The following is a 14135-nucleotide window of genomic DNA, read 5'->3' as shown; positions in this document are numbered from 1 at the left end:
GTGGTTTAAGATGAAAATTAAGCTTGGATTATTATATGGCGGAAAATCGGCAGAGCATCAGGTTTCCTTGCAAACGGCTCTAGCTGTTATAAAAGCGTTAGATCGTGAAAAATATGAAATTCATCCCATTTATATTACTGAACAAGGACAATGGATGAGAGGCGAATGCATTGAAGGTGAAGTGCAGGAAGTAGCGGCACTGCAAATGAAGAGTGAGAGTAATGCTATTTCTCCAGTGTCTTTAAATAAAGAAGTTATTCCGACGAATACAAGTGGGGCCAACGAAGATAACATCGATGTAATTTTTCCTCTTTTACATGGTCCAAACGGTGAAGATGGGACTGTACAAGGGATGTTTGAGCTTATGAATATTCCTTATGTAGGAAATGGGGTATTAGCTTCCGCTGCAGGAATGGATAAAGTCGTGATGAAGAATATTTTTGCTCAAGCAGGGCTTCCTCAGGCAAACTATGTATGGGTTATCCGCAGTGAGTGGGAGAAGGAGCGTGAAGCCGCATACTTGAAAGTAGAAGAGGAGCTTGATTATCCTTGCTTTGTAAAGCCCGCTAACTTGGGATCAAGTGTAGGCATTAGTAAATGTAAAAATCGTGAAGAATTAGAAGTTGCATTTGAAGAAGCATTTCAATTTGATCGTAAGATTATTATTGAACAAAATATCGTTGGACGTGAAATTGAAATTGGGGTTCTAGGTAATGATGAACCGATTTGTTCTGTTGTCGGAGAGATTGTTCCTAAGAAGGAATTTTATGATTATAAAGCTAAATACATTGATGGGGATACTGCTATGATTATTCCAGCAGATGTGACGGAAGAGCAGTATGAAACTGTGAAAGAACGTGCTATTCGCGCATTCAAAGCGTTAGATGGAGCAGGGTTAACAAGAGCTGATTTCTTTTTAACGAAAGATGGGGAAGTACTAATCAATGAAGTGAATACAATGCCTGGATTTACACCTTTCAGCATGTTTCCGCTTTTATGGCAACATACAGGTGTATCTTATCCGCAACTTATTGAGCGCCTTGTGAGTTTGGCAATTGAAAGGCATGAAGAAAAACAAAAAATTAAGTATACAATTTAACAATCAAGGAAGCACTATTCAGAAGAATAGTGTTTCTCTATGTAAGGAGTGTATAAAGAATGATTCAGCGAACATTGCGGGAAATCGAAAAAATGGCAGGCGGGAGCGGTATGCAACCTGATGTTGGAGCAATTGGCATCAAGGGAGTGTCTATAGATACTCGAACAATTCAAAAAGGCAATTTATATGTTCCGCTTAAAGGGGAACGCTTTGATGGACATGATTATGCGCATAAAGCTATTGAAAATGGCGCCTCGGCGCTGCTGTGGCAAAAAGATGTTCCAAATCCACCGGCAGGTATTCCTGTTATTTTTGTAGAGGACACCTATCATGGTCTGCAACAATTAGCAAAGAGTTATCGTGACAGTTTGTCTGTTAAAGTGATTGGTGTGACAGGAAGCAATGGTAAAACCTCCACGAAGGATATTCTTACAAGTCTTCTTTCAATGAGATACAAAGTACAAAAAACAGAGGGGAACTATAATAATCATATTGGATTGCCGTTGACACTTTTAAGGCTAGAGGAAGATACTGAAATCGCAGTGTTAGAAATGGGTATGAGCAATTTTGGAGAGATTGAGTTTCTTTCAAGGTTAGCGACTCCAGATGCAGCAATTATCACAAATATCGGAGAGTCTCATATGATGGAATTGGGCTCTCGTGCTGGAATTGCACAAGCGAAGCTTGAAATTATAACTGGACTGCGTGAAGAAGGTATATTTGCTTATAACGGGGATGAACCATTATTAAGAGAGCGTGTGCGAGAAATAAGACTGCCAGCTAAAGTAGTTACGTTTGGGCAAGACAGCACTAATGACCTTTATCCTTTGTCAGTTCAGTTAGGGGAAAACGGCACTGTATTTACAGTAAATGCAGATCCATCCGTAGAGTTTTTCCTTCCGGTGCTTGGAAAGCATAATGTATATAATTCATTAGCTTGTATGGCTGTCGCCCATTTTTTTAATGTAACGTGGGAAGAGATGAAAGATGGCTTAAGGCAATTGAAGATGACGGGGATGCGAATGGAAGTCGTGAAGAGTTCTTCTGGTTTGACTGTTATTAATGATGCGTATAATGCAAGTCCAACATCTATGAAAGCAGCTATAGCATTGATTAATGAGTTACGCGGATATGAGAAAAAAATTGTTGTGCTTGGTGATATGCTGGAACTTGGTGGGGAGGAAGAAGCTTTTCACTATGAAATAGGCGAAATGCTAGACCCTGCACATATTGATTATGTATTTACCTATGGAAATTTAGGTACACATATTGCGCGCGGAGCAAGAACCTCGTTTGCACCGGATAAAGTGAAAATGTACCTTGATAAAGAGGAGTTAGCGAAGGATTTAAAGTGTGTAGTAACAGAGCATGATGTTGTACTTGTCAAAGCATCTCGCGGTATGAAGCTTGAAGAAGTGATTGATTGGATAAAGTAGAGTATGCTTTACTAAAACAATCGAGCTTTGATAGATGATCTACTGTAGTTTCTGTTTTTTTGTTTTTCTAGTATAAAGTATTATGGGTTAGTACAGGATGGGGCAGCAAGTGATTCTTGCTGCTTTTATTTTGCATAAGGTTTTTGCTTACTGCATTTTCTTAGGTACGACCGAATATGAAAAGCCGCTGCAGATGTTTTGACGGAAGAGATAGTAACCGTAATACAGGTTAGGAATCAGCGTGGCAGGGCAATATATGGTTTGTTGCATTTAGTATGTATACCTCAATTCACGAATGTAAGAAAAACAAAAATTATACGTGGAGGGAGAGTCGTTTTGGACTATGGCAGTTTCATTTTATGATTGCGGCTAATCATTGGAATATAAAAGATAAAAAAAGAAAAAATAAGGGAATAATTGTCTAGAGTGCTTCTTCCGATTTTACCTAGTAAAGGTCAATCAAGGATAAAAATAATCTTCTTTTACACTCTGTAGTTAAGAGTAGTTTGAAGCGCTTTCTTATGCTTGTGAAAAGCATTTTTTGGATTAGAATTATTGGGATGAAACATGAAGAAATAAAGCAAAATAGAATAAGGTAAACTATTGAAAAGCTGAAGCAAGGAATAAATGTACCGTACCATAAATTGCTTGCGAAATAATACCAATAGGGAAATGTTGTTTGCTTTTTTGTACGCCTCTCTTTATAATGAGTAAAGTACAAGAAAGACCGTGTGTCATGTAGACCCAGCAATGAGAAAAACGGACAGGGAAAATGACCCGTTATCATTGTTTAGATAACTTACATCAGTTATACGGATGAAAAATGGGCATTTTCCGTACGGTGCGGAGAGTGTCTTTTTTTGGAAAAAACTATACATACTTTCATTTCGAGAACCAAGCTGCTCTAAAGAGTCGACGAGGGTTCTTTAGAGAGGAAAGCATGAGAGAAAAGAAAGGAAGAAATATACATTGACAAAATTTTCAGAATTAGGATTAAGTCAAAAATTACTCAAATCTGTTGAGAAAATGGGATTTGAAGAAGCAACACCAATTCAGGCACAAACAATTCCTGTTGCGTTAGAAGGACGTGACGTAATTGGTCAGGCGCAAACAGGAACAGGAAAAACAGCAGCGTTTGGATTGCCATTATTAGATAAAATTGATATGACTAAAGAAATGATTCAAGGACTTGTTATTGCTCCGACGCGTGAACTTGCAATTCAAGTATCAGAAGAGCTTCATAAAATAGGCATGTTTAAAGGGGTTCGTATTCTTCCAATTTATGGAGGGCAAGATATCAACCGCCAAATTCGTGCGTTGAAGAAGTATCCTCATATTATCGTAGGAACTCCAGGCCGTATCTTAGATCATATTAATCGTAAAACAATTCGTTTGCATGGTGTAGAAACAGTTGTGTTAGATGAAGCGGATGAGATGCTGAACATGGGCTTCATTGAAGATATTGAAGCGATTTTAACAGACGTACCAGAAACTCATCAAACATTGTTGTTCTCTGCAACAATGCCGGACCCAATCCGCCGTATTGCAGAACGCTTTATGACTGAGCCGGAGCATATTCGCGTTAAGGCAAAAGAAGTGACGATGCCAAATATCCAGCAATTTTATTTAGAAGTGCAAGAAAAGAAAAAGTTTGACGTGTTAACTCGTTTGTTAGATATTCAATCTCCAGAGCTTGCGATTATTTTTGGTCGTACAAAGCGTCGTGTAGACGAATTATCTGAAGCTTTGAACTCCCGAGGCTATGCTGCAGAAGGGATTCATGGTGATTTAACACAAGCGAAGCGTCTATCTGTTCTTAAAAAGTTTAAGCAAGGTACAATTGAAGTACTTGTAGCAACAGATGTAGCAGCTCGTGGCTTGGATATTTCTGGTGTTACTCACGTCTATAACTTTGATATTCCTCAAGACCCAGAAAGCTATGTTCACCGAATTGGACGTACAGGACGTGCAGGCAGAGAGGGTATTGCGATGTTGTTTGTAACGCCGCGTGAGTCCGGCCAATTGAAAAATATTGAACGTACAACGAAAAAGAAAATTGAACGTATGCAAGCACCAACATTGGATGAAGCATTAGAAGGTCAACAACGTATGACTGCTGAAAAGCTTGTGTCTATAATTGAAACGGGTAACTTATCATACTACAAGCGCATTGCAGAAGAATTGTTAGAGGAACATGATTCTGTAACTGTAGTAGCTGCTGCTTTAAAAATGATGACAAAAGAGCCGGATACAACTCCGATTCAATTAACATCTGAGCCGCCGGTTATCGTAAAAGAAAAAGGGCGTTACCGTGGTGATTCAGATCGTAAGCGCAACGACCGTGGCAACGACCGCGGGAACCGAAATAGAAAAGGCGGTCCAAGAAAAGATCAGCCGCAGCAAAGAAATAACCGCGACAGTCAAGGTAAACGTCCAAAGCGTAAGCCAACTGCTGCTAACTAAAAAAGTGCAGTCCTTTTTGGGACTGCTTTTTTTCTTGCAATAGGGCATACTATCCTATCATGTAGGAAAAGAGGGGTTTTATGCTTGTAAGACTAGGGTATGTGGCTATGAGTGTTCACCTTCAAAACGCTTCTCCTTCGCAAACTATGACATTTGCTCAATTTCAGCGTATTAAAGATAGGGAGGCAGCTGTAAGTAAGCTTGAGCGCATTGCTAATTCTAACCTTGCCAACTGTCTTCGTTTATTAAAGCATAATAATGCACATAATATTTCTTTTTTTCGCCTTAGCTCTAAGCTTATTCCCCTTGCGAATCATCAAGAGCTGCTCGATTGGGATTATATTGCGCCTTTACAAGATAAATTAGAAGCATTAGCTGATTATATTGAACGAACGAACATGCGTGTGGATTTCCATCCTGATCACTTTGTTCTTTTGAATTCATCAGATTCTGATATTTTAAAGCAAGCATTAAAAACATTACGGATGCATCGCCAACTTTTAAAAGGAATGAGGATACAACCAGCTCATCGATGTGTTCTTCATGTTGGAGGAGGATATGATGATAAAGAAAAAGCGTTGGAGCAATTCATTCATAATTGGGCATATGTACCGGCAAGTATTCAAGAAATGATTATGCTTGAAAATGATGATACAGTATTTACTGTAAATGAAGCCTTATATTTGGGAGAAAAGCTGGCTATTCCAATTGTTTTTGATTTACATCATCATATGATGAACAGTGAAGGTGTCGATTGGACAGAACAGTGGGAACGTATTGTGGGAACATGGGAACAATCTCCTTTACCTGTTAAAATGCATATATCAAGTCCTCGGGATGAAAGGGATCCTCGTGCACATGCAGATTTCATTGACCCAGATATGTTTTTACGGTTTTTATATGAGATTAAAGGAAGTGTAGAACAGGTTGATTGCATGATTGAAGCAAAGAAAAAGGATGAGGCTTTGTTTCAGCTTATGCGTAATTTGCAAGCAGCTGATAAAATTGAAATTATTGATGGAGCAAGTTTTTATGTTAAATAAAGCTTGCTTCTTTTTCTTCACATGATTCATCTAGTACTTTTATCGTAGGAAATTGAGAAATGAAGGTGGATTGGATGATTATTGGCACAGGTATTGATATTGTAGAATTAAAGAGGATTGCAGATCTTTTAGATAGACAGCCTAAATTTATCGACCGGATTTTGACTGCAAAAGAAAAAGAATATTTTGGGTTGTTGCAAGGGAAACGGAAAGTGGAGTTCGCTGCAGGCCGTTTTGCGGTAAAAGAAGCGTATTCCAAAGCAATCGGCACTGGAATAGGACAAGAAGTGAGTTTTTTAGATATTGAAATTATCAATGATGAACGAGGGAAGCCTGTATTGACTGGAGGGACTGATCATATCGTACATGTTTCTATCAGTCATAGTAATGAGTTCGCAGTGGCACAGGTAATTATTGAAAGCTCGTCATGCTAGTCTGCATATTCCATAACCTTGTCTCATATATTTGAGTAGCGGCATAGGAGGGCTATCCTCCGTATCCATGAGACAAAGGAGCTGAAGGAATGAAAAGACGGCTGTTTGCAATGGTTTTTGGGATTTTTGCCATTTTGGCTTTAACAGGTTGTATGGAAAAGAGTAAGGAAGATGTTGTAGCAGATTTAAATGCCAGAGTAGAGAAAATGTCAGGATATAAAGCGGAAGCCAAATTATCCATTAAAACAGGGACAGAGCCTCAGGTATATGAAGTGGATATTTGGCACGATAAACCGAGTTATTATCGTGTAAGTTTGAAAAATGGCAAAAAAGATCAGAGTCAAGTAATTCTTCGTAATGATGATGGAGTATTTGTATTGACTCCGGCATTAAATAAAAGTTTCCGGTTTCAAAGCGATTGGCCGCAAAACAGCAGCCAAGCCTACCTTTATGAATCTCTTGTTCGAGATATCCTAAAGGATAAGGAAGCTGTTTTCAAGAAAACGGATAAGTACTATGTGTTTGAGACAAAAACAAACTATCAAAACCATAACATGTTACCGAAGCAAGAGATTACATTTAGTAAAAAAGATTTATCTCCTGTGAGGGTTAAATTGTTGGATAGTGATCAAAACGTATTAGTACAAGTAGACTTTTCTAATGTTAAGTTTGATGCCAAGTTTGATAAAGGTGCTTTTGATACTAAACGTAATATGTCCAGCGTGCAGATGGAACTGCCTACTGTAGGGGATAATAAAGATACACCTTTTTCGGTATTGTATCCGAAAGATTCCCCGCAAGGTGTAACTCTTAAAGAAGAAAAAGAAATGAAAACAGCTAATGGAAAGCGGATTATTTTGACGTACAGCGGGGACAAAAAATCGTATACATTAATTCAAGAAAAGGCAAAAGTGGCTGCTGCTAGTACTACAATTAATGTCAGCGGTGAACCGGTTGATTTAGGATACACTGTAGGAGCGCTGACTAAAAATGGGGTCTCATGGTCTTATAACGGAGTAGAGTATATGTTAGCTTCGGAAAATTTGACTCAAGAGGAGCTGTTAATGGTAGCTCGATCTGTACATGTTCAAGCGACAAAATAGTATGCTCCTCTTAAAGACGTGCTAGACACTATTTAGTCTGCACGTCTTCTTATATGTGCAATGCTTTTGTACGATAATTATTGACAATTAGTGTTCCCAGTTGAATAATCTAATGTATTACAACAATATAAAATTTCTTCGCATATATAAGAATAAGCATTGCATATCGTATAAGGGAAGTGTTTTTCAAATGAATGAATCTAGTTTTTACCGTGATACATGGGTAGAGGTTGATCTGGATCGCATTTATAATAATGTGAGCAACATGAACAAGCATTTGCCTAAGGAAGTAGAAATGATTGCGGTTGTAAAAGCAAATGGATACGGTCACGGAGCTATAAATGTAGCTGAAACAGCGATTGAAGCTGGTGCGGCTCGATTAGCAGTAGCATTCTTGGATGAGGCGTTAATCCTGCGAGAAGCCGGTATTACAGTGCCTATTTTAGTACTGGGTGCTTCAAGGCCGGAAGATGTTAATGTTGCGGCAGAGCATAATATTGCATTAACTGTATTTCAATCAGAGTGGTTAGAACAGGCGAAGGAGACGTTAATTGCTGCTCAATCTTTACCGATTCATTTGAAATTTGATAGTGGCATGGGCCGTATAGGAATTCGTACGCAAGAGGAACTTGAAGATGTTGTAAGTATGTTGAATCAGACAAAACAATTCCATGTAGAAGGAGCTTATACTCACTTTGCTACTTCTGATGAACTGCGGATAGAGTATTTTGAACAGCAGTATACTCGGTTTACAGAGCAGCTTTCTTGGTTAAATAAATTAAAAGTATATCCTTCCTTAATTCATTGTGCCAATAGCGCAGCAAGCTTACGTTTTACAGACAAGGTGTTTAATGCAGTTCGCATAGGGATTGCTATGTATGGATTAACACCATCTATTGAAATGAATTCTTTATTACCATATCATCTGCAAGAAGCTTTTTCTCTTCATAGTAAAATCGTTCATGTGAAACAAATTCATCCGGGAGAGAGCATCAGCTATGGGGCAACTTATACAGCTGAAAAACAAGAGTGGATTGCAACTATTCCAATTGGGTATGCGGACGGATGGATACGTAAATTACAGGGATTTCAAGTATTAGCAGATGGAGTGAAAGTGCCGATTGTAGGGAGGATTTGCATGGATCAATTGATGATCCGCCTCCCTTATCACATGCCTGTTGGTACAAAGGTGACTTTGATTGGATCCCAAAAAGATGCTGTTGTAAGTGTAGATGAAGTTGCCGAGTATTTAGGGACGATTAACTATGAAATTCCTTGTTTAATTAACTTTCGAGTACCGCGTGTATTTCGTAAAGATGGTAATATAGCAGAAGTTGAGAATTTATTAGCTCGATAAGAAAATATATAAAAAAACCAATGAATGTTTTGTTTTTAATTGGAAAACCTAAGCAAAGAGTTGAGGAAGACTTTGCAACATAGACCGTACAGTGGTATTATTAAAATAGGTACAAATATAGATATCGGTGTGTGTGTAGTTGATGGTGGAGGTGTATTTTTGTGTCCGAATCAAGTGTAACTACAGAAATAGTCGTTCGCTTGCCGAAACAACTAGTTACAGAGTTAGATGGACTTATGAAGCAAGAGAATGGAAATCGCAATGATTTTATTTACCAAGCAACGAAAATGTATTTGCGTGAAAAAAAGAAACGTCATATACGTGAATCTATGAGACGCGGTTATATGGAGATGGCTAAGATCAACTTGAATATTGCTTCTGAAGCATTTTTGGCAGAGTACGAAGCAGATCACACCGTAGAACGCTTAGTTAGCGGGGGGTAATCCTTTGATTGTAAAACGTGGCGACGTTTATTTTGCAGACCTTTCCCCAGTTGTTGGATCTGAGCAAGGAGGCGTTCGTCCTGTTCTTGTCATTCAAAACGACATTGGTAATCGGTTCAGTCCTACGGTAATCGTTGCAGCAATTACTGCCCAAATTCAAAAAGCCAAGTTGCCTACTCATGTAGAAATCGATGCGAAAAAGTATGGGTTTGAGCGAGACTCTGTCATTTTGCTCGAACAGATTCGAACGATAGATAAGCAACGTTTAACGGACAAAATTACACATCTGGATGATGAAATGATGGATCGTGTAGATGAAGCGCTACAAATCAGTTTAGGACTTATAGACTTTTAATTTAAAAGCACATCGGTGAAGTTGCTCCAAAAGAGCAGCTTTTTTTATTACTTATTTGGGAGGAGATTTAGTTTGCTGGCACAACTTGAAGAAAAACAAGAACAAATTGTTGAATCCATTGTTAAGGTGTTGGGATTAAAGAAGAACCAAGTGAAAAATGTGATTAAGCTGACAGAAGAGGGAAATACAGTTCCTTTTATTGCTCGTTATCGTAAAGAACTAACTGAATCTTTGGATGAAGTGCAAATTCGCGCTGTCTTAGATAAATGGCAGTACAGTTTGAATCTTGTGAACCGCAAAGAAGAAATCCTGCGTTTGATTGATGAAAAAGGTAAATTGACAGAAGAGCTCAAAGCGAAAATTGAAGCAGCGGACAAGCTACAGGAAATAGAAGACTTGTATCGTCCATATAAAGAAAAAAGAAGAACAAAAGCTGTAATTGCAAAAGAAAAAGGATTAACGGGGTTGGCGGAGTGGCTTCTCGGATTTCCGATGCAGCCAAATCCGATTGAGAAGGCAATGGAATTTATCGATGAGGAGAAAGAGGTTGTATCGGCCGAAGAAGCATTGCAGGGTGCGAAGGATATTATTGCTGAACAGATATCGGATGAATCAGATTTTCGTCAGTGGATTCGTGCTGTGACCTTCCGTAAAGGAGTCGTTGCTACTGCTGTAAAAGATGAAAAGAAGGATGAGAAAAAAGTATACGAGATGTACTATACATATGAAGAGCCTATTCAAAAGATTGTTCCCCATCGTATATTAGCTTTGAATCGCGGTGAGAAAGAGGAAGTTTTGAAGGTATCTATCGTTGCTCCTATAGATGAGATTATTCATTATTTAACGAAGAAGGTGGTTAAAAAAGAGCAGGCTGTATCCGTATCCTACATAAGAGAAGCTATTGAAGATGGATATAAACGTCTGATACAGCCTTCTATTGAACGAGAAATTCGAAAAGAGTTAACAGAAAAAGCAGAAGAACAAGCTATTCGTATTTTTTCAGAAAATCTGAGGAGTCTTTTATTACAGCCTCCTATGAAAGGAAAGCTAGTATTAGGAGTAGACCCGGCTTATCGGACAGGTTGTAAGCTTGCTGTGGTGGACGAAACAGGGAAAGTATTGAACATTGGTGTGATATATCCGCATCTGTCAGCTGCCCAAAAAATAGAAGCGCATAAAAAGTTCCTGTCTCTTTTAGAAGAGTTTCATATTGAAGTGGTAGCTATAGGAAATGGAACTGCCTCTCGGGAAACTGAGCAATTTGTAGTAGACGTATTGAAGGAAGCTAAGCACGATATTTTCTATATTATTGTTAATGAAGCAGGTGCTAGTGTGTACTCAGCTTCTGAACTTGCGCGTGAAGAGTTTCCTGACTTGCAAGTAGAAGAAAGAAGCGCAGTGTCCATTGCTCGGCGATTACAGGATCCGCTAGCGGAACTTGTGAAAATTGATCCTAAATCCGTTGGAGTAGGACAGTATCAGCATGATGTATCGCAGAAAAATTTAAATGAATCGTTAACGTTCGTAGTGGAAACAGCAGTAAATCAGGTCGGGGTAAATGTAAATACAGCTTCTGTTTCTTTATTACAGTATGTATCAGGTCTCACTAAAACAGTGGCGAAAAATATAGTAAAGCAAAGAGAGGAGAACGGAAGGTTTGAAAGTCGTTCGCAGTTGAAAAAGATTCCACGCCTCGGTGCTAAAACTTTTGAGCAATGCATTGGGTTTTTGCGTGTATTAGAGGGAAGTAATCCTCTTGATCGAACAAACATTCATCCAGAACGTTATCAGGATGTGGAGAGTATACTTAGAAACCTTGGATTTACAATTCAAGATTTAGGAACAGAGGAACTAAAGCAAGAGTTAGAAGTAACGGATGTAAAGAGATTAGCAGAACAAACGAATATAGGTGAGCCGACTTTAAAGGATATTATTGAATCATTGATTCGTCCTGAGAGAGACTTGCGTGATGAACTGCCGAAGCCATTACTAAAAACGGATGTATTAAAACTTGAAGATTTAAAGAGAGGCATGGAGCTGGAAGGGACAGTTCGGAACGTAGTAGATTTCGGTGCTTTTGTAGATATTGGTGTCAAACAAGATGGGCTTGTTCATATCTCTAAAATGAGCACCCGTTTTATAAAGCGTCCATTAGATATCGTATCTGTAGGACAGATAGTGAAGGTATGGGTGGATGAAGTTGATATGAAAAAAGGCCGTGTAGCATTATCTATGCTTCCTCCTCAACAGTAAAAGAAATCAGGGGGTGTAAAAATGTAAACACTCCCTGATTTTAATTTAGGAGGCTTGAGTTTTCATATAAGAAAACCAGCACTCGTTTAAAAGTTTGATTTGGTAACGATTTTTTTCGTAATAAGCGCGTCTCATTTGATTTTGCAACCATGTTGGCAACGGTTCATCCCTCCTTTAAAAGATAGGATGGGTGTTATATAGTGTATGCAAGGGACAAGGTCGAGTGTGCCTATGTTTTTAGGGGGAGAAAAGATGAAAGAAGGGGAATTGCAAGAATTAGTGGAAAAAGTATCGTGGAAGTACTTTCACAAACCATTTCTGCACAAAGCTGTTTTCAATAAACGTCTTCGAACAACAGGGGGGAGATATTTATTAAATACACATAATATTGAACTTAACTACTCGTACTATAAAGAGTTTGGGGCAGATGAACTTATTCAAGTTATAAAACACGAACTTTGTCATTACCATTTGCATATAGAAGGGAAAGGTTACCAACATCGAGATAGAGATTTTCGGAAGCTGCTGCAACAAATAGATGCTCCACGATTTTGTAAAGCCCTCCCCAATACAGCTTCTACAGTAAAACAAGTTAAATGTATATATCAGTGTTTAGGGTGTGGGATAAAATTTCCGAGAAAACGGAGAGTTAATACGGAACGATATGCATGTGGAAGATGCGGGGGGAAAATAGAAGAGGTGAAAAATTAATTGACATATAGTGTACAATCCAGTATATTTAAACCTGTCAAATTGATTTTTTCTTTTAATGTTTAATAGGTATTGACTTTCGACAAAAGGTAAGATAAAATTTATCTTGTCGTATTATTCCGCAGTAGCTCAGTGGTAGAGCGTTCGGCTGTTAACCGAACGGTCGTAGGTTCGAGTCCTACCTGCGGAGCCATATAGAGAAGTACCCAAGTGGCTCAAGGGGCTCCCCTGCTAAGGGAGTAGATCGCGATAGCGGTGCGAGGGTTCGAATCCCTTCTTCTCTGCCATACTGGCCCGTTGGTCAAGCGGTTAAGACACCGCCCTTTCACGGCGGTAACACGGGTTCGAATCCCGTACGGGTCACTTTATACGGAGGATTAGCTCAGCTGGGAGAGCACCTGCCTTACAAGCAGGGGGTCGGCGGTTCGAACCCGTCATCCTCCACCATATCAAACGGTCCCGTGGTGTAGCGGTTAACATGCCTGCCTGTCACGCAGGAGATCGCCGGTTCGATCCCGGTCGGGACCGCCATTATATCTGCTTTTTAGGCAGTTATTTTTATGAGATGGAAAATATGTCTCTTTGATTATTGTTATCGACAATAATTTTTATAAAGATGTTAATTCATCAAGTTATATCATTGGGCTATAGCCAAGCGGTAAGGCAACGGACTTTGACTCCGTCATGCGTTGGTTCGAATCCAGCTAGCCCAGCCAAGAGCCATTAGCTCAGTCGGTAGAGCATCTGACTTTTAATCAGAGGGTCGAAGGTTCGAGTCCTTCATGGCTCACCATTTTTATATGCGGGTGTGGCGGAATTGGCAGACGCACCAGACTTAGGATCTGGCGCCTTTGGCGTGGGGGTTCGAGTCCCTTCACCCGCACCATTTTCATATGCGGTCGTGGCGGAATGGCAGACGCGCTAGCTTGAGGGGCTAGTGGGGGCAACCCCGTGGAGGTTCGAGTCCTCTCGGCCGCACCAAAAAAACTTTTAAAAAGTTTTTTGAAAAAAGTCTTGCATCACGAATGACGGTATGATATATTAATAAAGTCGCTGAAACGACAAAATAAAAAATGCGCCCGTAGCTCAATTGGATAGAGCGTTTGACTACGGATCAAAAGGTTAGGGGTTCGAGTCCTCTCGGGCGCGCCATATAACGGGAAGTGGCTCAGCTTGGTAGAGCACCTGGTTTGGGACCAGGGGGTCGCAGGTTCAAATCCTGTCTTCCCGACCACGCGGGTGTAGTTTAATGGTAGAACTTCAGCCTTCCAAGCTGATAGCGTGGGTTCGATTCCCATCACCCGCTCCAAATTAGTTCTTTGAAAACTGAACAAAACAAGAAACAAACGTCAAGTTTTAAATGAGCAAGTCAAACACTTTTATGGAGAGTTTGATCCTGGCTCAGGACGAACGCTGGCGGCGTGCCTAATACATGCAA

The 14135-nt window shown here is 39.6% G+C and carries 12 protein-coding genes, 12 tRNA genes and 1 rRNA gene; 24 read left to right on the top strand and 1 reads right to left on the bottom strand.

What is annotated here, in order from left to right; all coding sequences use genetic code 11:
• Nucleotides 1–10: 10 nt before the first annotated feature.
• From J7Q84_RS17205 to J7Q84_RS17160, 10 genes are all read left to right on the top strand, one after another.
• Complete coding sequence (locus J7Q84_RS17205) at nucleotides 11–1099, top strand: D-alanine--D-alanine ligase (RefSeq protein WP_209096337.1); 1089 nt, start codon at nucleotides 11–13, stop codon at nucleotides 1097–1099.
• A gap of 59 nt (nucleotides 1100–1158) precedes the next feature.
• Nucleotides 1159–2535: a UDP-N-acetylmuramoyl-tripeptide--D-alanyl-D-alanine ligase gene (locus J7Q84_RS17200; protein ID WP_209096336.1), complete on the top strand. Its 1377-nt coding sequence runs from the start codon at nucleotides 1159–1161 to the stop codon at nucleotides 2533–2535.
• A 969-nt stretch (nucleotides 2536–3504) separates the two neighbouring features.
• Nucleotides 3505–4998 (top strand): degradosome RNA helicase CshA, encoded by a 1494-nt coding sequence (gene cshA / locus J7Q84_RS17195; protein WP_209096335.1) that lies wholly within the window; start codon nucleotides 3505–3507, stop codon nucleotides 4996–4998.
• 80 nt (nucleotides 4999–5078) lie between these two features.
• The gene (uvsE, locus tag J7Q84_RS17190; protein WP_209096333.1) at nucleotides 5079–6041 is read left to right on the top strand and encodes a UV DNA damage repair endonuclease UvsE; all 963 of its coding nucleotides are present in this window, start codon (nucleotides 5079–5081) and stop codon (nucleotides 6039–6041) included.
• 74 nt (nucleotides 6042–6115) lie between these two features.
• Nucleotides 6116–6475: a holo-ACP synthase gene (gene acpS, locus J7Q84_RS17185; protein ID WP_209096386.1), complete on the top strand. Its 360-nt coding sequence runs from the start codon at nucleotides 6116–6118 to the stop codon at nucleotides 6473–6475.
• A 152-nt stretch (nucleotides 6476–6627) separates the two neighbouring features.
• Nucleotides 6628–7578, top strand: a complete 951-nt coding sequence (locus tag J7Q84_RS17180) for a LolA family protein (RefSeq protein WP_209096385.1) — start codon at nucleotides 6628–6630, stop codon at nucleotides 7576–7578.
• A gap of 190 nt (nucleotides 7579–7768) precedes the next feature.
• Nucleotides 7769–8935, top strand: a complete 1167-nt coding sequence (gene alr, locus J7Q84_RS17175) for an alanine racemase (protein WP_209096331.1) — start codon at nucleotides 7769–7771, stop codon at nucleotides 8933–8935.
• Nucleotides 8936–9096: 161 nt separating this feature from the next.
• On the top strand, nucleotides 9097–9378 hold the full coding sequence (locus J7Q84_RS17170) for a CopG family ribbon-helix-helix protein (RefSeq protein WP_209096329.1): 282 nt from the start codon (nucleotides 9097–9099) through the stop codon (nucleotides 9376–9378).
• Nucleotides 9379–9382: 4 nt separating this feature from the next.
• Nucleotides 9383–9733, top strand: coding sequence for a type II toxin-antitoxin system endoribonuclease NdoA (ndoA, locus tag J7Q84_RS17165; RefSeq protein WP_209096327.1), 351 nt, complete (start codon nucleotides 9383–9385; stop codon nucleotides 9731–9733).
• A gap of 72 nt (nucleotides 9734–9805) precedes the next feature.
• On the top strand, nucleotides 9806–11986 hold the full coding sequence (locus tag J7Q84_RS17160; RefSeq protein ID WP_209096325.1) for a Tex family protein: 2181 nt from the start codon (nucleotides 9806–9808) through the stop codon (nucleotides 11984–11986).
• A gap of 45 nt (nucleotides 11987–12031) precedes the next feature.
• On the opposite strand, the gene cmpA is transcribed toward J7Q84_RS17160, so the two are convergent.
• Complete coding sequence (gene cmpA / locus J7Q84_RS17155) at nucleotides 12032–12145, bottom strand: cortex morphogenetic protein CmpA (RefSeq protein WP_209096323.1); 114 nt, start codon at nucleotides 12143–12145, stop codon at nucleotides 12032–12034.
• Nucleotides 12146–12238: 93 nt separating this feature from the next.
• On the opposite strand from cmpA, the gene J7Q84_RS17150 reads away from it, so the two are divergent.
• From J7Q84_RS17150 to J7Q84_RS17085, 14 genes are all read left to right on the top strand, one after another.
• Nucleotides 12239–12697, top strand: a complete 459-nt coding sequence (locus J7Q84_RS17150; RefSeq protein ID WP_209096321.1) for a SprT family protein — start codon at nucleotides 12239–12241, stop codon at nucleotides 12695–12697.
• A gap of 118 nt (nucleotides 12698–12815) precedes the next feature.
• A tRNA-Asn gene (locus J7Q84_RS17145) sits at nucleotides 12816–12890 on the top strand.
• 3 nt (nucleotides 12891–12893) lie between these two features.
• Nucleotides 12894–12984, top strand: a tRNA-Ser gene (locus J7Q84_RS17140).
• A 4-nt stretch (nucleotides 12985–12988) separates the two neighbouring features.
• A tRNA-Glu gene (locus tag J7Q84_RS17135) sits at nucleotides 12989–13060 on the top strand.
• 8 nt (nucleotides 13061–13068) lie between these two features.
• A tRNA-Val gene (locus tag J7Q84_RS17130) sits at nucleotides 13069–13144 on the top strand.
• 8 nt (nucleotides 13145–13152) lie between these two features.
• A tRNA-Asp gene (locus J7Q84_RS17125) sits at nucleotides 13153–13228 on the top strand.
• 110 nt (nucleotides 13229–13338) lie between these two features.
• Nucleotides 13339–13413 (top strand) — tRNA-Gln (locus tag J7Q84_RS17120).
• 1 nt (nucleotide 13414) lies between these two features.
• A tRNA-Lys gene (locus J7Q84_RS17115) sits at nucleotides 13415–13490 on the top strand.
• Nucleotides 13491–13499: 9 nt separating this feature from the next.
• Nucleotides 13500–13583 (top strand) — tRNA-Leu (locus J7Q84_RS17110).
• 9 nt (nucleotides 13584–13592) lie between these two features.
• A tRNA-Leu gene (locus tag J7Q84_RS17105) sits at nucleotides 13593–13678 on the top strand.
• A gap of 94 nt (nucleotides 13679–13772) precedes the next feature.
• Nucleotides 13773–13849 (top strand) — tRNA-Arg (locus J7Q84_RS17100).
• Between the two features lie 5 nt (nucleotides 13850–13854).
• Nucleotides 13855–13931: transfer RNA gene (locus tag J7Q84_RS17095), tRNA-Pro, on the top strand.
• Nucleotide 13932: 1 nt separating this feature from the next.
• Nucleotides 13933–14006 (top strand) — tRNA-Gly (locus tag J7Q84_RS17090).
• Between the two features lie 69 nt (nucleotides 14007–14075).
• Nucleotides 14076–14135 (top strand): 16S ribosomal RNA (locus J7Q84_RS17085); the annotation flags it as partial.

The organism is Bacillus sp. 165, from assembly GCF_017742235.1.
Taxonomy (GTDB): domain Bacteria; phylum Bacillota; class Bacilli; order Bacillales; family Bacillaceae_G; genus JAGHKQ01.
Note: the sequence above shows the minus strand (reverse complement) of the source record. Positions and strands in the feature narration are given on the sequence as shown.

Excerpts from the sequence above, each read along its gene's own strand:
- alr (WP_209096331.1), top strand. The coding sequence starts at position 7,769 with ATGAATGAATCTAGTTTTTACCGTGATACATGGGTAGAGGTTGATCTG.
- J7Q84_RS17205 (WP_209096337.1), top strand. The coding sequence starts at position 11 with ATGAAAATTAAGCTTGGATTATTATATGGCGGAAAATCGGCAGAGCAT.
- J7Q84_RS17200 (WP_209096336.1), top strand. The coding sequence starts at position 1,159 with ATGATTCAGCGAACATTGCGGGAAATCGAAAAAATGGCAGGCGGGAGC.
- J7Q84_RS17150 (WP_209096321.1), top strand. The coding sequence starts at position 12,239 with ATGAAAGAAGGGGAATTGCAAGAATTAGTGGAAAAAGTATCGTGGAAG.
- J7Q84_RS17180 (WP_209096385.1), top strand. The coding sequence starts at position 6,628 with ATGGAAAAGAGTAAGGAAGATGTTGTAGCAGATTTAAATGCCAGAGTA.
- acpS (WP_209096386.1), top strand. The coding sequence starts at position 6,116 with ATGATTATTGGCACAGGTATTGATATTGTAGAATTAAAGAGGATTGCA.
- uvsE (WP_209096333.1), top strand. The coding sequence starts at position 5,079 with ATGCTTGTAAGACTAGGGTATGTGGCTATGAGTGTTCACCTTCAAAAC.